The sequence below is a fragment of the Labilibaculum manganireducens genome (genome assembly GCF_002843385.1).
GTDB classification, from domain to species: Bacteria; Bacteroidota; Bacteroidia; order Bacteroidales; family Marinifilaceae; genus Labilibaculum; species Labilibaculum manganireducens.
In genome coordinates this window covers 157,177-175,774 of the sequence record NZ_MVDE01000002.1, presented here as the reverse complement: position 1 = coordinate 175,774, position 18,598 = coordinate 157,177, and the positions used below count along the sequence as shown (strand labels likewise).

At 36.1% G+C, this 18,598-nt stretch carries 21 protein-coding genes; 6 read left to right on the top strand and 15 right to left on the bottom strand.

The window, feature by feature from the left end; genetic code table 11:
* The first annotated feature begins 18 nt into the window (after positions 1-18).
* The 4 genes from BZG01_RS02215 to BZG01_RS02200 all read left to right on the top strand — a co-directional run bounded on the left by BZG01_RS02215 (position 19) and on the right by BZG01_RS02200 (position 3,711).
* Positions 19-2,079, top strand: coding sequence for a transketolase family protein (locus BZG01_RS02215; RefSeq protein ID WP_245870233.1), 2,061 nt, complete (start codon positions 19-21; stop codon positions 2,077-2,079).
* A gap of 149 nt (positions 2,080-2,228) precedes the next feature.
* On the top strand, positions 2,229-2,786 hold the full coding sequence (locus BZG01_RS02210; RefSeq protein ID WP_101308187.1) for an RNA polymerase sigma factor: 558 nt from the start codon (positions 2,229-2,231) through the stop codon (positions 2,784-2,786).
* Positions 2,787-2,849: 63 nt separating this feature from the next.
* Positions 2,850-3,224, top strand: coding sequence for a hypothetical protein (locus BZG01_RS02205; protein ID WP_143470811.1), 375 nt, complete (start codon positions 2,850-2,852; stop codon positions 3,222-3,224).
* Positions 3,225-3,234: 10 nt separating this feature from the next.
* Positions 3,235-3,711: a hypothetical protein gene (locus BZG01_RS02200; RefSeq protein ID WP_101308185.1), complete on the top strand. Its 477-nt coding sequence runs from the start codon at positions 3,235-3,237 to the stop codon at positions 3,709-3,711.
* Between the two features lie 63 nt (positions 3,712-3,774).
* On the opposite strand, the gene hisS is transcribed toward BZG01_RS02200, so the two are convergent.
* The 5 genes from hisS to BZG01_RS02175 form a co-directional block, all read right to left on the bottom strand.
* Complete coding sequence (gene hisS / locus BZG01_RS02195; RefSeq protein WP_101308184.1) at positions 3,775-5,136, bottom strand: histidine--tRNA ligase; 1,362 nt, start codon at positions 5,134-5,136, stop codon at positions 3,775-3,777.
* 119 nt (positions 5,137-5,255) lie between these two features.
* On the bottom strand, positions 5,256-5,591 hold the full coding sequence (locus BZG01_RS02190; protein WP_101308183.1) for a hypothetical protein: 336 nt from the start codon (positions 5,589-5,591) through the stop codon (positions 5,256-5,258).
* A gap of 4 nt (positions 5,592-5,595) precedes the next feature.
* Entirely contained in the window at positions 5,596-5,949 is a 354-nt protein-coding gene (locus BZG01_RS02185) for a DUF4870 domain-containing protein (RefSeq protein ID WP_101308282.1), read from the bottom strand.
* Positions 5,950-6,071: 122 nt separating this feature from the next.
* The gene (locus tag BZG01_RS02180; protein ID WP_101308182.1) at positions 6,072-7,706 is read right to left on the bottom strand and encodes a DUF3843 family protein; all 1,635 of its coding nucleotides are present in this window, start codon (positions 7,704-7,706) and stop codon (positions 6,072-6,074) included.
* Positions 7,707-7,809: 103 nt separating this feature from the next.
* Positions 7,810-9,090, bottom strand: a complete 1,281-nt coding sequence (locus BZG01_RS02175; RefSeq protein ID WP_143470810.1) for a hypothetical protein — start codon at positions 9,088-9,090, stop codon at positions 7,810-7,812.
* 545 nt (positions 9,091-9,635) lie between these two features.
* Between BZG01_RS02175 and BZG01_RS02170 the strand changes: the two genes are divergently transcribed.
* The gene (locus tag BZG01_RS02170; protein ID WP_101308180.1) at positions 9,636-10,361 is read left to right on the top strand and encodes a DUF6261 family protein; all 726 of its coding nucleotides are present in this window, start codon (positions 9,636-9,638) and stop codon (positions 10,359-10,361) included.
* A gap of 86 nt (positions 10,362-10,447) precedes the next feature.
* On the opposite strand, the gene ettA is transcribed toward BZG01_RS02170, so the two are convergent.
* Entirely contained in the window at positions 10,448-12,136 is a 1,689-nt protein-coding gene (ettA, locus tag BZG01_RS02165) for an energy-dependent translational throttle protein EttA (protein ID WP_101308179.1), read from the bottom strand.
* 205 nt (positions 12,137-12,341) lie between these two features.
* Here ettA and BZG01_RS02160 point away from each other — a divergent pair, with 205 nt between their 5' ends.
* On the top strand, positions 12,342-12,851 hold the full coding sequence (locus BZG01_RS02160; protein WP_101308178.1) for a response regulator: 510 nt from the start codon (positions 12,342-12,344) through the stop codon (positions 12,849-12,851).
* An 83-nt stretch (positions 12,852-12,934) separates the two neighbouring features.
* On the opposite strand, the gene eno is transcribed toward BZG01_RS02160, so the two are convergent.
* The 9 genes from eno to map form a co-directional block, all read right to left on the bottom strand.
* Positions 12,935-14,218, bottom strand: coding sequence for a phosphopyruvate hydratase (gene eno / locus BZG01_RS02155; RefSeq protein ID WP_101308177.1), 1,284 nt, complete (start codon positions 14,216-14,218; stop codon positions 12,935-12,937).
* Between the two features lie 129 nt (positions 14,219-14,347).
* Positions 14,348-14,890 (bottom strand): 50S ribosomal protein L17, encoded by a 543-nt coding sequence (rplQ, locus tag BZG01_RS22060; protein WP_101308176.1) that lies wholly within the window; start codon positions 14,888-14,890, stop codon positions 14,348-14,350.
* A gap of 6 nt (positions 14,891-14,896) precedes the next feature.
* Complete coding sequence (locus tag BZG01_RS02145) at positions 14,897-15,889, bottom strand: DNA-directed RNA polymerase subunit alpha (RefSeq protein WP_101308175.1); 993 nt, start codon at positions 15,887-15,889, stop codon at positions 14,897-14,899.
* A 21-nt stretch (positions 15,890-15,910) separates the two neighbouring features.
* Positions 15,911-16,519 (bottom strand): 30S ribosomal protein S4, encoded by a 609-nt coding sequence (rpsD, locus tag BZG01_RS02140; protein WP_101308174.1) that lies wholly within the window; start codon positions 16,517-16,519, stop codon positions 15,911-15,913.
* Between the two features lie 125 nt (positions 16,520-16,644).
* Positions 16,645-17,034 (bottom strand): 30S ribosomal protein S11, encoded by a 390-nt coding sequence (rpsK, locus tag BZG01_RS02135; protein ID WP_096428425.1) that lies wholly within the window; start codon positions 17,032-17,034, stop codon positions 16,645-16,647.
* 10 nt (positions 17,035-17,044) lie between these two features.
* Entirely contained in the window at positions 17,045-17,422 is a 378-nt protein-coding gene (rpsM, locus tag BZG01_RS02130) for a 30S ribosomal protein S13 (RefSeq protein WP_101308173.1), read from the bottom strand.
* A 36-nt stretch (positions 17,423-17,458) separates the two neighbouring features.
* Positions 17,459-17,575 (bottom strand): type B 50S ribosomal protein L36, encoded by a 117-nt coding sequence (ykgO, locus tag BZG01_RS02125; protein WP_101259629.1) that lies wholly within the window; start codon positions 17,573-17,575, stop codon positions 17,459-17,461.
* An 11-nt stretch (positions 17,576-17,586) separates the two neighbouring features.
* Positions 17,587-17,808: a translation initiation factor IF-1 gene (gene infA, locus BZG01_RS02120; RefSeq protein WP_054714084.1), complete on the bottom strand. Its 222-nt coding sequence runs from the start codon at positions 17,806-17,808 to the stop codon at positions 17,587-17,589.
* Positions 17,809-17,825: 17 nt separating this feature from the next.
* A complete protein-coding gene (map, locus tag BZG01_RS02115; RefSeq protein WP_101308172.1) occupies positions 17,826-18,593 on the bottom strand; it encodes a type I methionyl aminopeptidase in 768 nt (255 codons plus the stop codon).
* Between the last annotated feature and the right edge of the window lie 5 nt (positions 18,594-18,598).

The window sequence follows — 18,598 nt, the reverse complement described above, 5'->3', positions numbered from 1 at the left end:
AAAATCTCATTTTCAAAAATGGATCTAAAAGAAATGAAAAACCAAGTGGATCTGACAGCAACTGATATGGCTGCGAATAATGTTCGTATCCTATCTGCTGCAATGGTAGAGAAAGCTAAATCCGGGCATCCGGGTGGCGCTATGGGCGGAGCCGATTTTATCAACGTTCTTTATTCTGAATTTTTAAATTTTGACCCAACAGATATGAACTGGATCAATCGCGATCGATTTTTCCTTGACCCAGGTCACATGTCTCCAATGTTGTATTCCATTCTTTCCTTAATCGGAAATTATACAATGGAAGAACTTGCAAATTTCAGACAATGGGGAAGTCCAACTCCTGGTCATCCTGAAGTTGAAGTTGCAAGAGGTGTTGAAAACACTTCCGGTCCTTTAGGACAAGGTCATACTATGGCTGTTGGTGCTGCAATTGCAGAGCGTTTTTTAGCAGCCCGTTTCGGTGACTGGATGTCGCATAAAATTTACACTTTCATTTCTGATGGTGGAATTCAGGAAGAAATTGCTCAGGGAGCTGGTCGAATTGCAGGTACTTTAGGATTAAGCAATTTAATCATGTTCTATGATTCCAATAACATCCAACTTTCAACTAAAGTTGAAGAAGTTACAGTTGAAGATACTGCTAAAAAATACGAAGCATGGAACTGGAATGTTATTACGATTAAAGGAAACGATGCAGCAGCAATTCGTGAAGCTTTATTAGCAGCTAACAACGAAAGCGAAAGACCAACTCTTATCATCGGAAAAACCCTAATGGGTAAAGGTGCTGTTGATATTGATGGCTGCAGCTTCGAAAATATGGTTTCTACTCACGGACAACCATTAGGTGCTGCTGGTGCCTCAATCGAAAAAACAATTGAAAACTTAGGTGGAAACCCAGAAAATCCATTCCGGATTTTCCCTGAAGTTCAAGAGTATTACGCCGAAGTTCTAAAGAAAAAACAGGCATATGCTTCTGCAAAAAAAGCGGAACAAGCTGAATGGGCAAAAGCAAATCCTGAATTGGCTGCCAAATTAGAGAAGTTCTTCAGCAACGAAGCTGCGGAACTTGATTACGAAGCAATTGTTCAGAAATCAGGTGATGCAACTCGTTCTGCTTCGTCTGTAGTTTTGGCCGAACTGGCTAAAAATGTTGAAAACATGATTGTGTCGTCGGCTGATTTAAGTAACTCTGATAAAACTGATGGTTTCTTGAAAAACACCAAAGCTCTTGCTAAAGGTGATTTCTCAGGTGCATTCCTTCAGGCTGGTGTTGCCGAATTAACTATGGCTTCTATCTGTAACGGTATTGCTCTTCATGGTGGTGTTATTGCTGCTTGTGGAACTTTCTTTGTATTCTCTGATTACATGAAACCTGCAGTTCGTTTAGCGGCTTTAATGCAGGTTCCGGTAAAATATATCTGGACTCACGATGCATTCCGCGTTGGAGAAGATGGCCCAACTCATCAGCCAATTGAGCAGGAAGCTCAGATTCGTTTACTGGAGCAATTGAAAAATCACTCCGGACAAATGAGTTTATTAGCTCTTCGTCCTGCTGATGCTGATGAAACCACCGTGGCTTGGAAAATGGCAATGGAGAACACAAAAACTCCTACTGCTTTGATTCTTTCCCGTCAGAACATTAAAGAACTTCCATCGAAAGAAAATCGTTACCAGGAAGCTCTTCAGGCTCAAAAAGGTGCTTACATTGTTGAGAAACCTGAAACAACTCCTGATGTTGTTCTTTTAGCAAGTGGATCGGAAGTAGCAACTTTAGTTGAAGGTGCTAAGATTTTACGTGCCGAAAAAGGATTAAAGGTTCAAATTGTATCTGTTCCTTCAGAAGGATTATTCAGAACTCAATCTGCAGCATATCAAAACGAAGTAATTCCTGCCGGAATTCCCGTTCTTGGATTAACTGCAGGTTTACCTGTAACTCTTCTTGGTTTGGTTGGCCCTCTTGGTAAATCAATTGGATTGGATCATTTTGGTTATTCAGCTCCGGCAAATATTTTAGATGAAAAATTTGGTTACACTGCAGAAAATGTTGTAAAAGAAGTATTAGCTCTGCTTCAAAAATAATATACAATGCAAATAAAAATTATCCGGGATCTTTTCGATTCCGGATTTTTTTATCCCAAATTAAACCTTTTGCAAAGAAAATAGTCTTACCTAAGGCATAACAAATGTGAAATAGCTATTTTTAAAATCCATTACTTGAATGCAAATTGATGAACCACAAATCTGACGAAGAAATACTGGAACTTTTTCGTGATAAGAATACACAAAGTCAGGCATTTTCCTTCTTGGTGAAAAAATACCAGGAAAGATTATATTGGCAAATCAGAAAAATTGTTCTTTTGCACGACGACTCTGATGACGTTTTGCAAAATACTTTTGTGAAAATATGGAAAGGTTTACAAAACTTCAGATCCGACTCTCAGTTATTTACCTGGATGTTTCGGATTGCTACAAATGAGGCCTTAACTTTTATAAAAGAAAAGCAAAAAAAATATTTGGGATACTCAAATAACGAAGTTGAAAATATACTTTTAGCAAACTTAGAGGCAGATCCTTATTTTGATGGAAACAAGGCTCAATTGGAATTGCAAAAAGCAATCCTGCAGTTGCCGGAAAAACAACGTTTGGTATTTAATATGAAATATTTCGATGATTTAAAATATAATGAAATGTCTGAAATTTTAGAAACTTCAGTCGGAGCCTTAAAAGCTTCTTATCATCATGCCGTTAAAAAAATCGAATCTCTTTTGAAACTAAACGAAGTGTAAATTAAACCAATTACTATTCAGACAGTCTAAATACTATAAAAAAACATGAATAATCTGTCGAACATGAAAAGCGATCAACCATTTAGAGTTCCTGAGGATTACTTTGAAAACCTAAGCGATCGGGTTCAGGAAAGAATTATAACGGAAGAAAATCCAAATAAAAGATTGATACAAGTATTAAAACCATACTTCTGGATGGCAGCCAGTGTCGTTGGGATCCTTTTTATTGCCAAAATTGTGCTGATCAACTCTGTTCCATCCGATTACAAAATTCAACAGTTTTCGCAAACAGAAAATACGGCTGTTGATACTCAAAGTACAAGTCTGGATGAACTTAATTGGTTCTCAGATGAAAGCTCTGAAGCTACATCTGATGAAATAATTGAATACCTTTCGGATTTTGACATTGATTCTGAATCTTTATTAGCAAACTTATAACAGGCCAGACATGAAACAAATTTTAATCCTATTAACACTTGTTGTTAGCTTTAGTTACTTAGGCATTGCACAGGAAAGAGAACATGATATGCATGAGCAGATGAGTGAACGAATTGCAGCTGAAAAAATCTCCTTCATTACTCAGAAATTAGAATTAACACCTGATGAAGCTCAAGTGTTTTGGCCACTTTACAATGAATTGGAGAAAAAGAGAAAAGAAAACAGAGACCAAGGCAGAATTCTTTTCAGAAAACTACGCAACAAGTCTGCAGAATTATCTGATAAAGAGTTAGGCGATCTTAGTGACGAACTGATTGAGCTTAAATTGCAGGAAGCAAAGCTTCAAAAAGAATACCATCTAAAATATAAAAAGATACTCCCCGCAAAAAAAATCCTTACTCTTTATCATACCGAAAGGCAATTTCAAAACATGCTTTTAAAACAAATAAAAGAACGGGGTAAACATCCGCACGAAAAACAAGATTAAAAATAAAGGGCTGTAAACTTTACATTTACAGCCCTTTTATATTTGAGTTGAATAATTTTACTCTTAAGATAATCTTTCGATCAACTGATCCGGAGTTAATTTTTCCTGATCTCCGCTTTCCATATTCTTTAAACTAACAACACCTTCCTCTACTTCCGATTCTCCTACCAAAATTACAAAAGGAATGTTTTTATTGTTGGCATAAGTCATCTGCTTTTTCATTTTAGAAGAATCAGGATAAATCTCAGCATTAATTCCGTTTGCTCTTAACTTAGCCAGTATTGGCAAACAAAATGCTTCCTCTTTTTCGCCAAAATTGATGAACAATACTTTGGTTGTAATACCCGTATTTGAAGGGAACTTATCCATTTGCTCCAATACATCGTAAATACGATCGGCACCAAAAGAAATACCAACTCCCGAAACATCCTTCAAGCCAAAAATCCCGGTCAAATCATCATATCGTCCGCCACCCGTGATACTTCCAAACTCCATGTCTTTCGATTTCACTTCGAAAATGGCTCCGGTGTAGTAATTCAATCCTCTGGCTAAAGTTAAATCCAATTCAACTTCAGTTTGTACATCAAGCTGCGATAAATAAGTAAAAACTGTTTCCAGTTCCTCAATCCCTTTCATTCCTATTTCTGATGAAGAAAGAAGCTCCTTTAACTGAGCCAGTTTTTCCGAATTTGAACCCGACAACAATATAATTGGCTGCAAAGTATCAATAGCTTCCTGAGAAATTCCCTTGTCAGCCAATTCCTTATTCACATTCTCCAAACCGATTTTATCCAACTTGTCGATTGCAACAGTGATATCAACAATTTTTTCAGCCTCACCAATAATCTCAGCAATTCCTGCCAAAATTTTTCGGTTATTCAACTTTACAACTACATTCAACTGAAGTCTTTTGTAAACCTGATCAACAATCTGAATTAATTCAACTTCATTTAAAAGAGAATTGCTGCCAATCACATCAACATCGCACTGAAAAAATTCACGGTAGCGCCCTTTCTGAGGTCTGTCTGCTCTCCAAACCGGTTGAATCTGATAACGCTTAAAAGGGAAATCAATTTCGTTACGATGCTGTACAACGTAACGCGCAAAAGGCACTGTCAGATCATAACGAAGTCCTTTTTCACTTATTTTTGTGGTTAATTTTACCGAATTCTTCTCCCGGATTTGATCTTCATTTATTTTGGATAGAAAATCGCCTGAATTCAGCACTTTAAACAATAGTTTGTCTCCCTCTTCTCCATATTTTCCCATTAGAGTAGACAAATTTTCCATTGATGGTGTTTCTATCGGCATAAAACCATATAACTGAAACACCTCTTTTATGGTATCAAAAATATAGTTTCTCTTTACCATTTCAACAGGAGAGAAATCTCTCGTCCCTTTAGGAATAGACGGTTTTTGAGCCATTTTTAAGTCTTTATTTTGGTTATTTTATTAGAGCTGTAAAATTATCAAATTATTTGACAGATACCACAGCATTCCAATGCGATCTTGTATTTGAAATGCAAAACAGACAACAATTTTAACTATGTCCTTTTTATCCGGCGAAGTATATTAGCAAAAAAATCGACTAGAAGCCCTAAAACAAATGGATAATACCACAGTTTAAAATCAATCACAAAAAGAAGAAATATTGAAGTCAGAAATAAAAGATTTACCGATAATTTCAAATAATCAAAGGTCCACCAATCCGTAATGCTTTTATAAAACAAAAACCTAATCTGAACGCCTGAATACAGCAGTACTCCAATTGTAAATAAAATTTCGCCGTAGGACAAATGATTTAGTAAGCGGATACCTCCCAAAACAATAAAGACAATCCCAACATAGTAGATTGTCTTATAACCAGAAAAAGATTTCATTCTTTCAATTTAGAAATTTAATACTCAGAGGATATTGGTAATCTTCCCCATTTAAAGTTTTTACAATCGCAATAACAACAAAAATCAAATTTAGCAAAGCAAGCCCAATCAGCAATAAAATTCCAATTCCAATAAAAACCAATATTGCGGATACAAAGATGTATATACACATCGATATCTGAAAATTAATTGATTTTTTTCCCTCTTGATCAACCAGTTCGGAATAGTCCTTTTTCATCGACCATAAAATGAGTGGCCCTATTACATTACCAAAAGGAATTATAACTCCGGAAAATGATGCTAAATGACAAAACATAGCCCAATTTTTCTCATCGGTTGGTGTTGCAAATTGATTCATGGAAATAGAATTAAGTGATAAATTATTTTGTTCCGTCAAGGTACAAAAACAAAGGGAAGAAAACCAATCCGGCTTCTTCCCCTCTGTTTTTTTGGCAGGCAAAGCGCTTCTTTATTAATCAATTAACTAATACCTGTTTTATGGCCTCCGGTATAGGTAATTGTTGGTGTTGCGAAATAGTTGTTCTTTTTCCAGAAACGAAGTAAGAAATCGATATCAGCCAAATACATTTTTCCAGGTTCCTCTTTAAAGAAAGGCAATTCCGATTTAAAATTAGTAATACAATACATTGCTAATTCGGCAGAAATATTTTCTTCTTCCAGTAATCTCATAAGATGCTCTTCGCTGTCTTCTTTGATAAAAAAAGGATTATTTAATATCGGAAAAGCACTGTTTACATCGAAAGCAATCTCCACTCCACTCTTAGGGTTAAAGAAAATCAAAGCACTTTCTGATCTATCTGTAAAATCAATTGATTCATCTTCGCCACCGAAGAAACCATCCGCTTTAGCGCGCTCTTTTGCCTTTTCTTTCTGTCTTTTAGAAAGCTTAAGTGAGTTATTAAAGTACTCAATATAGCTTTCTATAAAATCGTTTACTTTGTCAGAGTTCATAAACGCAATTGGATAGCCATTAGTAAAGTCCTTAAATGCCGCATATTGTTCCTCCAGCAATTCGTCAACTTTCTCATTCTGATGATCTAAGAAATTTACCGCTCCACGACTTTTTACTGAACTCTTTTCAGCTAAAACCAAATCAGCATTAAAGTCAGATTGAAAAGATATGCCCGAAAACCACCATTCATTTTTCCATTTAGCAATGCCAAGAAACAAAATTGCATCAATTTTTTTTAACGATTCAAAATGCTCATAAGACTTTTTAGTTAGATTGAATTTTTTACCTGATGCAATGTGTTCAATAAAAATATTCTCTGAATCCTGACCTTTGTAAAAAAAATACCCACTTATTTTTTGAGATATCTCCAAAAAATCATTCTTTAACGGATGGTTAACTTCCAATATTCTTGATGCCCATTCTTTTCCCTTTAAACCTAACAATCTTGTATGTACATTATGCAGTGCGTAATCCCGATGTTCATTTAGGTAGTTCAGCAAGTTTTCTTCATCGCTATTTTCTTCTATAATATCTAGTTCCTGGTCTTTTAAATCAAATAAGCTATCGGGATAAAACAGATATGTTTTAAATAAGATGGTATCAATTAAATTACGGGCTATGTAAAAATCCGTTTCATTTTCAGTAAGAGTATAAGCTGTTTTTAGCAATTCGTTTTCGGGGGCGTAATCCCATGCAGAATCGAACACATTCATTACCTTATTGGCAGTTTCAACAATAAAATCGTTAAGCGGAGCTATAAATTTATCATTCTGGATGGTATTCATAAAATACCAAATTAAGAAACTGATATCCTGCGGATTAATTTCTTCTGTATAATATTCATCTACATTGTAAAAAGGCAGTGGCTTGTTGTATAATTCGGTGTGATAAGCTGCAAAGCTATTCCAAATATTAGTTCCGGATATTATATCTTCGAAATATGAAGTAAGAAAACATGCCAATAAATCAATATCAGTATCATCCAAAAAGCGTTGTAAAACAAAAGACTGTTTGTTTGTTATAACAGCCTGTTTTACCTCGTTAGAAATTTTAAGGTAGTAACTGTCTGTGATAGTTTGTTTTTCATATGGCTTTAACTCCAGCCATTGCTGGATATAAATGCGCTCTTTTTGTTTTTTCATTGCGTTTAATTTTTCCCGATAAATTAGGTGCAAATATACAATTCGCACCCAAAATAATCCAGCAGTCTTTTAAATCTTAACCTTGTTCAAACATTTCCGCTTTTCAACAGTATTCTTCCTCGTACTTTTCTTCCGGAATTTGCAGACGTTCCTCACGTCCATTTTCTATATACGCTTCAACTTCGGCCCAATCCACATCATTCGGGTTTGTATCCGATTCCATTAACTTACCTAAATCAAAAAGTTTATCTATTCCTGCTTCCTGCATAATTCTCTTGATCAAACTATCCTCTTCGGGAGGATTTGAAAGAAAAGAGCTTACTGAATCGAAACGCCAATAGCTGATATCCTTTTTTCCCAGACCCGAAACTTTTTCCAGAAGATGCCCCTCGGGAGTAGATTGATGTGTTATAAATAGAAACGTTTTAATGATTACCTTTTCATCAATAACAGCCGCAACGAAATAACCAATCTTAATATCTCCATAATACTGAGGGATGAGAATCTTACCTCTAAACACCTCTGCAATAGAGTAATTTCGAAGTAATTTTGCCATAAACAGCCTACAGAAAATTAAGGATAGAGGCCTTGTTCTTTCTTCGAACCTTCTAATGGCATGAGATTGAATATAAACTTCCAGCTCTTTCTTATCTCCTTTATAGATATCTTTTATTTTGTGATTTTTAATTTTAAAGTACCAAATACCACCATTTGCTATGGGCCAGCCAAATTGTATAATCGGTCTTCGTTTTCCTTCAATGGCAATACTTCTTTTAACCGGACGATAATGTTTTACTTTTACAATATGAAACACGCCGCTAACAGGGTATTCTTTCCTGACAAAAGCTGTTTTAATACTGAACATTTCGCGGCCAACTGCATTCAACATTGCCAGTATATTGTCATACATACCGTAGAGGAGATCTTCGGGTGATTCCAATTCATTGTATGCATCAATTAAAGGTTTAAAGGCAGAATTGAATGCTTCCAAATCAAGCCCATTATCTTCTTTACGGATAAAATAAATAAAACAGTCAATAACGTAAACATCTCCAATTGAAATCAACTCTCTTCCCTTAATCAATTCAATATTGCGTCTCTCCCTCCAACTTCGGAATACCAAAGCCAAAATTTTTGCCAGTTCTTTACTGATTGGTTCCCCTTTATCCACACGCGGTTGGGTCAAATGAATCCTTAAAAGATACATCATCATTCGGTTGCTCTTATTTAAGAGCTTGCAGGCATCTTTGCATCCTGCTATTTCAGCTAGTTTCTCGAATCGATTAATAAATTCGGATTGGCCTCCCAAATTAATACCTTGACCTTTGAAATTAGATATTTCTCTGTTCTTTTTTTTTCGTTTTTTAGTCGTTTTTTTGGGCATAGCTTCATTTTTGGATATCATTACGAACCTATCATAATTTTATGAATAATCCAACAAATCGGATTAAAAACTTAACATTTTACAAGAAATTAGTACGATGAAATGGGAAGGCTTAAAGATTTACCCATGAGTCCAAAAAACAGTTAGTGAAACCTTGGAGGTTTACCCACGTGTCCGAAAAACAAAAAAAAAGACGTGGAGGTTTACCCATGAGTCCAAAAAGCAGTTAGTGAAGCCTTGGAAGTTTACCCATGTGTCCGAAAAACAAAAAAAACAGGCGTGGAGATTTACCCATGGGTACACAAAACAGTTGGTAAAAGCTTAGAGGTTTCCCCACAGCACACTTAAAAGAGTAAAGCAAGGTATGGAGGTGTGAATCCTATTTGCATTTGAAAAATTTAAATTACTTGTCATAAAAAGTTGCAAATATTTTCTCCTTCTAAATAAATATCTGTAAGTTTATTATCAATAACATATTTATGACGAATATTATTTCATATTAAAACAATCAAAATCATTTATTAACAAACTAAAAATCCAAAAAGATGATACCAAAACTTATTTCTCAAAGCAGAACAACCGAAGTAAATACAACTGCCGATAGTATGTTGCTGGCCTATCAAAAACAAAGCTGGGAAATTGATACTTATATGCTTACTATTTTTACTGATCTGCAAACAAAATCGAATGAATTAAAAACGGCCATTAACTGCAGTAAAACCGAGTCGAATCTCGATAAAAAGGATATTGTAAGAGATGAAAAAGTGAAAGCACTGCACTATTTGATACTGGGCTCAATTCATCATCCTGATCCGGAAGTGAAAGCGGCAGCTTTACATTTAAATGCTGTTTTTGCAAAATATGGGCTAAAGATGATCCACGAAAGCTATACCATTGAATCGTCGCTGATAGAATCCCTGCTCGAAGATTTTTCGGCTCCCGAACTGCAGGCAGCTATTGCTTTGGTATCGGGCTGCGCCGAACTTATTGCCGGTTTGCAAACAGATCAGAGTGATTTTAAAACAGCTCATTTTGCCTGGGAAGAAGAGAAAGCAAAAAATGGACTCACCCAATGTTCCACTGATATAAAAAAAGAAGTTATTTCGATTATCAACAATAAAATAGTGCTGCATTTAAAAGCCATGCAGCAGGCAAATAATGAGCTTTATGGGGAATTGTCCCAAACTGTTGCACAGATAATTAACGACACCAATCAGGCGGTGAAAAGAAGGAGAAAAAAGGAAGAAACTGCACCGGAAGCTGCAATTTAAAATTAGTGCTAAACTATTGAATTTTGTAAGTTGATAAAATTGAAAAAAGGTGAAAACTTCAAAACAGAGTTTTCACCTTTTATACTTTAATCAGCTATCAGCTTTTTATATCTGATTCGCTTAGGACCTTCATCGCCCATCCGCTTTTTCCGGTTGATTTCGTAATCGGAATATCCACCTTCAAAAAACTGAACATGGGAATTGCCTTCAAATGCTAAAATATGTGTTGCAATACGATCCAAAAACCATCGGTCATGCGAAATCACCACAGCACAGCCGGCAAAGTTTTCCAAACCTTCTTCCAAAGCCCGAAGTGTATTTACATCAATATCATTGGTTGGTTCATCCAAAAGTAAAACATTAGCCTCTTCTTTTAAAGTCAGAGCCAAATGCAGGCGGTTACGCTCTCCCCCAGATAATACACCACATTTCTTTTCCTGATCGGCACCATTAAAATTAAAACGGCCAACATAAGCCCGGGCATTTACTGTTCGTCCTCCTACATTAATCAAATCACCTCCACCGGAGATCACCTCATAAACCGATTTTTCCGGATCGATATCAGCATGCTGCTGATCAACATATCCTACTTTTACGGTCTCTCCTACCTCAAAAGTTCCTTTGTCCGGTTTCTCAAGATCCATAATCATCCTGAAAAGCGTCGTTTTACCAGCTCCATTGGGTCCAATAACCCCCACGATTCCTGCCGGCGGCAATTCAAATTCCAAATCATCAAATAACAACTTATTTCCGAATGCCTTTGAAACAGACTGAACCTGAATTACCTTACTTCCCAAACGCGGACCGTTAGGAATAAAGATTTCCAGTTTTTCTTCCTTCTCTTTCAAATCTTCATTCATCATACTGTCGTAGGCATTTAAACGAGCTTTACTTTTTGCCTGACGTGCTTTAGGAGCCATACGCACCCACTCCAACTCTCTTTCAAGGGTTTTCCGCCGCTTACTGGCGGTTTTCTCTTCCATTGCCATACGTTTGGTCTTCTGATCCAGCCAGGCGCTGTAATTGCCCTTCCAGGGAATTCCTTCTCCTCTATCCAACTCCAGAATCCAACCTGCTACATTGTCAAGAAAATATCTATCATGAGTAATACTGATTACAGTTCCTTTGTATTGCGCCAAATGTTGTTCCAGCCACTCCACCGATTCTGCATCCAAATGGTTGGTAGGTTCATCCAAAAGCAAAATATCCGGTTCCTGCAGTAATAGTCTGCAAAGAGCAACACGTCTTCTTTCTCCTCCCGAACAATTTTTAATTAACGCATCTCCCTCCGGACAACGAAGTGCGTCCATCGCCCGTTCAAGCTTAGTATCTAAATTCCAGGCATCAAAATGATCAATCTTCTCCTGAAGATTTGCCTGTTCATCCATTACGGCCTGCATCTTATCGGCATCTTCAAGAACTTCCGGATCACCGAATTTTAGATTAACGGCTTCGTATGCATTTAAGGCATCAACAATTTCCTGAACACCTTCCTCTACAATTTCTCGTACAGTTTTGCTGTCATCCAATGTTGGTTCCTGTGCTAAGTAGCCAATATTATGCTCTTTCGACCAAACAACATGTCCTTCAAATGAACTTTCCAGGCCGGCAATAATTTTTAAAAGAGTAGATTTACCGGAACCATTAAGACCGATAATTCCAATCTTTGCACCATAGAAAAAAGAAAGATTTATGTTATTCAGTACTTTTTTTTGTGATGAAAAGGTCTTGCTGACCCTATCCATCGAAAAAATAATTTTTTTATCGTCAGCCATTATTTCGCTTTTATTTATTTCATTCAAATCTTAAACGCAAAAATAGGAAAATTGCTTTTAAAATTTATCAATTCCATTTTCTTTAGAATTCTTAATTTATAGATTGATAATCACACTATTCTCATTTTTTAAATCAAAACTGAACATTTGTTTTTTTATTATAGTTAAAAATCACTATTTTTAAGTGTAAAATACTTTGGTTATTATGGAGAAAACAGCAAATAAAAAGCTTTCTGAATTACTTGAACAGATAGGTATTGAAACCAAGAAGAAAATATATTGGGAGGAAACACTTGATTCTGCCATTGTTGTAAAAACACATCCCAACAAAAGGAACATTCCCATAAATGAAGCAAAAATTCTATTGGTTGAAGACCAACCCAGCAATAGAAAAACGATTGAGGTTTATCTAAAACAAAAAGTTGCTAAGGTTGATATCGCCGAAAATGGAAAGCAAGCAGTAGAACTTTTCGAAAAAGAACAATACGATATTGTTTTAATGGATTTGCAAATGCCAATAATGGGAGGCATAGAAGCCTCATTGCGCATGCGTAAAATTGAAGAAGAACGTGAATTTTCTATTCCGATTATTGCATTTACAGCAAATTTTTATTCCGATGATAAGGAAATATCAATTGAGGTAGGAATGGATGCTTATCTTTCTAAACCTTTCCAGTGCAAAACTCTATATGGTTTAATACTGGAGTATATTTAAAAAAACAAATTGTTTTGGAATAAAACCAAACATAAAAAAGGGATCTTTACAGATCCCTTTTTTAATATATATTCCAATTAAGCTTAGCAACCAAAAATTGCATTTTCGCCTAATTCTTCTTCAATACGAAGTAATTGATTGTACTTAGCCATACGGTCAGAACGGCTCAAAGAACCTGTTTTGATCTGTCCTGCATTAGTAGCTACAGCAATATCAGCAATAGTAGCATCTTCAGTTTCTCCGGAACGGTGAGAAGTTACCGAAGTGTAACCAGCACGATGTGCCATTTCAATCGCATTTAAAGTCTCAGTTAAAGTTCCAATTTGGTTTACTTTAATCAAGATTGAGTTAGCAGCTTTAAGCTCAATACCTTTAGCTAAGTACTCAACATTAGTTACGAATAAATCGTCACCTACAATCTGACACTTATCACCAATAAGAGCATTTAAAGCAACCCATCCATCCCAGTCTCCTTCGTCCATACCATCTTCGATAGAATCAATAGGGTACTTAGAAATCAATTCAGCCAGGTAAGCTGCTTGCTCGTTAGAATTTCTTTTAGCTCCGTTTGGCTCAAATTTACTGTAGTCATACAAACCATCTTTGTAGAACTCAGAAGCAGCACAGTCCATAGCAATTGAAACATCACCACCATCTTCTTTACGTCCGGCTTTGTAACCAGCGTTTTTAATCGCGGTAAGAATACACTCAATAGCTTCTTCAGTTCCACCTAACATTGGAGCGAAACCTCCTTCGTCACCAACAGCAGTAGAAAGACCTTTACCTTTAAGTACTTTTGCAAGAGCGTGAAATACTTCTGCACCCATTCTTAAAGCTTCGCGGAAAGATGGAGCACCAATAGGACGGATCATAAACTCCTGAAATGCGATTGTAGCATCAGAGTGAGAACCACCATTGATAATGTTCATCATAGGAACAGGAAGTACATTTGCATTAGTACCACCAATGTAGCGATACAATGGCATACCTGAATACAATGCAGCTGCTTTAGCAGTAGCTAAAGAAACACCTAACATAGCATTCGCACCTAATTTAGATTTAGTTTTGGTACCATCAAGAGCAATCATTGCTTTATCAACAGCAACCTGGTCAGTAGCGTCCATACCAACTAATGCTTTTGCAATAACGTTATTCACGTTATCAATTGCCTTTAAGACACCTTTACCTAAGTAACGAGACTTATCGCCATCACGTAGTTCTAAAGCTTCGTTTTCACCAGTTGAAGCTCCTGAAGGAACACCGGCACGACCCATAAAACCACTAGCAAGAGTTACTTCAACTTCGATAGTAGGATTTCCTCGTGAATCAAGAATTTCACGACCATGAATGTTTACAATTTCTGACATAACTTTCGGATATTAAAAGTTTTACTGATTTATTTATACGATCATATGCAATCGTATGCAATTTCTATAGGGTACTAAAAAAGGGATAAAGATTTAACTTTACCCCCTTTTTTATCTTAGAAAGGAAGCTTATTCTTCTTCCTTTTTAATTTCTTCTGTAGCAGTTTCCGGAGCTTCAGGTGCTGTTTCGGTCTTAACCGCTTCAGCTTTTACTTCTGATACTTCAGTTGCCACTTGTTCTGAAGCTTTAGAACCACCACGTTTTCTACGTGTCGATTTTTTAGCTGCAGCTTTCTTTTCAGTTAAGTAAGTTTCATTGAAATCAACCAACTCCACAATACACATCTCTGCATTATCACCTAAACGATTACCAGTTTTTAAAATTCTGGTATAACCACCGTTACGGTTAGTGATTTTTGGTGAAACTTCTCTAAACAACTCAGTAACTGCTTCTTTTTGTTTTAAATAACCAAAAACAATACGTCTTGAGTGTGTAGAATCAACTTTACTTTTTGAAATTAGAGGCTCAACATACATTTTTAAAGCTTTCGCCTTAGCAGTTGTAGTCGAGATTCTTTTATGCAAAATCAAAGAAGAAGCCATATTTGAAAGCATCGCTTTTCTATGTGCTGTTTTTCTTCCTAAATGATTAAATTTCTTTCTATGTCTCATTTTCCCTTATTCCTTATCTAATTTATACTTAGAAATATCCATACCGAAAGTAAGATTCAAGGATACCAATAGATCATCCAGCTCGGTTAAGGATTTCTTACCAAAGTTTCTAAATTTCAGAAGATCATTCCTGTTGAACTGTACTAAATCACCTAAAGTATCCACATCAGCAGCTTTCAAGCAATTCAAAGCACGCACTGAAAGATCCATATCTACCAGTTTTGTTTTCAATAGCTGACGCATATGCAAAACCTCTTCATCAAACTCCTCGTTTGCAAACTTCTCGTCAGAATCAAGAGTAATCTTTTCATCCGAGAACAACATGAAGTGATAAATAAGAATTTTTGCTGCTTCTTTTAAAGCTTCTTTTGGGTGAATTGAACCATCAGTAGTAATATCAAAAACCAATTTTTCATAGTCAGTTTTTTGCTCTACACGATAGTTTTCAACAGCATATTTAACATTCTTGATTGGTGTAAAAATTGAATCGATCGGAATCACTCCAAACTCTACATCAACAGGTTTGTTTTCAACAGAAGGTACATATCCACGACCTTTGTTAATAGCTAAATCCATTTGCAATTTGGCAGAGCTGTCCATTTTGCAAATTACAAGCTCTGGATTCAACACTTCGAAACCTGTTAGAAACTTGTTAATATCGCCAGCTGTAAAAGTATCCTGATCCGAGATAGTTACAGTAACCAACTCGCTGTCAACTTCTTCAACTTTTTGTTTAAACCGAACTTGCTTCAGGTTCAGGATCATCTCAGTAACATCTTCGATTACTCCTGGTATTGTAGAAAATTCATGATCAACACCCTGTATTTTGATAGTCGTAATCGCAAATCCCTCTAATGAAGAAAGTAATATTCTTCTTAAGGCATTACCAATTGTTATACCATATCCAGGCTCTAATGGACGAAATTCGAATTTACCGAATTTATTGTCTGCGTCGAGCATGATAACTTTGTCCGGTTTCTGGAAAGCTAAAATTGCCATAAATTACTGATTAACTATTTATTACTTAGAATACAATTCAACGATTAACTGTTCCTTGATGTTTTCAGGAATTTCCGTTCTTTCTGGTGTATTAAGGAACTTACCACTAAGAGAGGTTTGATCCCATTCCAACCAAGATGATTGGTTATATCTAGCAGTAGATAAAGAATCGGTAATAACTTCTAAAGACTTCGATTTTTCACGAATTCCAATGATATCCCCAGCTTTTACTGAAAATGAAGGAATGTTACAAACTTGTCCGTTAACAGTTACGTGTTTATGGCTAACCAACTGACGAGCAGCTGATCTTGTTGGAGCTACACCTAATCTGAAAACTACATTGTCTAAACGACATTCTAAAAGTTGCAATAAAACTTCACCAGTAATACCTTTACTACGCGCGGCCTTTTCAAATAAGTTTGAGAATTGTTTCTCCAATACACCGTAAGTGTATTTTGCTTTTTGTTTTTCTTTTAGCTGAACACCATATTCAGACATTTTCTTTCTTCTACGGCTGTTACCGTGCTGCCCCGGAGGGTAGTTTTTGTTTTCAAATGCCTTATCAGGTCCAAAAATTGCTTCACCAAATTTACGAGCAATTCTACTCTTTGGTCCAATATATCTAGCCATTACTTCTTAAATTTAAATTTTTCTAACAATAGAAACTTTGCCATAAGTTTTGAATTATAAAAGTGCCGCGTTTTTTAGAGAGGATATCAATAAAACTAATTCAAAATCTTAAACAGCATTTTTTATTAAACTCTACGTCTCTTAGGAGGACGACATCCGTTGTGTGGTAATGGAGTAACATCTACGATTTCCGCAATGTCGATTCCACATGAATTGATCGCACGAATAGCCGATTCACGACCATTTCCAGGACCTTTTACATATACTTTCACTTTTCTTAATCCAAGATCGTGAGCAACTTTTCCACAGTCTGTTGCAGCTTGCTGGGCAGCATAAGGAGTGTTCTTTTTAGAACCTCTAAAACCCATTTTACCAGCTGAAGACCAAGAAATAACCTGTCCTGTGCTATTGGTTAAGGAAATGATAATATTGTTAAAAGATGAATGGATATGCGCCTGTCCTACAGGTTCAATTTTTACTACCCTCTTTTTAACTGATACTGACTTTTTTGCCATAACTTAACGATTATTTAGTCGCTTTCTTTTTGTTTGCAACTGTTTTTCTCTTACCTTTTCTAGTACGTGAGTTGTTTTTGGTTCTCTGACCACGCACTGGTAATCCAATACGGTGACGAATACCACGATAACAACCAATATCCATCAAACGCTTAATATTCAGTTGATTTAAAGAACGTAATTCACCCTCAACTTTTAAATTAGCATTAATCGCTTGACGAATACGATTAGACTCATCATCAGTCCAATCTTTTACTTGCTTATCGTAAGAAACTTCTGCTTCGTCCAAAATCTGACGAGCAGCACTTCTACCGATACCGTAGATATAAGTCAAGCTAATTATCCCTCTTTTATTTTGAGGCAAATCAACTCCAACAATTCTAGCCATAAATTAAAATATTTATCTATTACAAAGTTTACTAAATTATCCTTGACGTTGCTTGAACTTAGGATTCTTTTTATTAATCACATACAAACGTCCTTTTCTTCTAACAATCTTACAATCATCAGAACGTTTCTTTACAGATGCTCTTACCTTCATTATTATTGTATTTAATTTTTATATCTAAAAGTAATGCGCCCTTTAGTAAGATCATAAGGTGACATTTCTACCTTTACCTTATCACCAGGCAAGATCTTAATGTAGTGCATTCTCATCTTACCGGAAATGTGAGCTGTTATCACATGTCCGTTTTCAAGTTCTACACGAAACATTGCATTAGATAATGCTTCGGTAATTGTACCATCTTGTTCTATTGAAGGCTGTTTAGCCATAAGCTCATTAAATTTTATTAGTTTATATCTTCAATAAATTCAAAACTGGATAAGATCTGAGCTTTTCCCTTTCGAACTACCACAGTATGTTCAAAATGTGCTGAAGGTTTTCCATCAGCAGTAACAATTGCCCATCCATCACTATCCTGGTAAATATCTCTTTTTCCAAGATTAAACATCGGTTCAATTGCCACGACCAGTCCTTCTCTCAATTTCAATCCACGTCCTTTTTTTCCATAATTCGGAACTTGTGGATCTTCATGAAGATTTTTCCCAATTCCGTGTCCTACCATTTCTCGAACTACAGAAACTGAATTCTGTTCTGCATGCTTTTGAATAGCAAAACCTATGTCGCCTAAATGATTACCTTCAATGGCCTGCTCTACTCCTTTGTAAAGAGCCTCTTTGGTAACCTTCAACAGTTGCTGAACATTAGGAGCTACTGCCCCTACAGTAAATGTATATGCCGAATCGCCGTAAAAACCATTCAACAAAACACCACAATCACAGGAAACAACATCTCCTTCTTTCAGCTCATAGCTAGATGGAATTCCATGAACAACCTGACTGTTTATAGAAACACATAAGGTATTCGGGAATCCATCGTAACCAAGAAACCCTGGTTTACCGCCATTGTCTCTTATGTACTCCTCTGCGATTTTATCCAATCTCAAAGTTGATATTCCAGGGGTTATTTCTTTCGATATTACACCTAAAGTTTTCGCCACCAGCAAGTTGCTCATTTCGAGCCACTCTATCTCTTCTTCTGTTTTGTAAAAAATCATTGCAA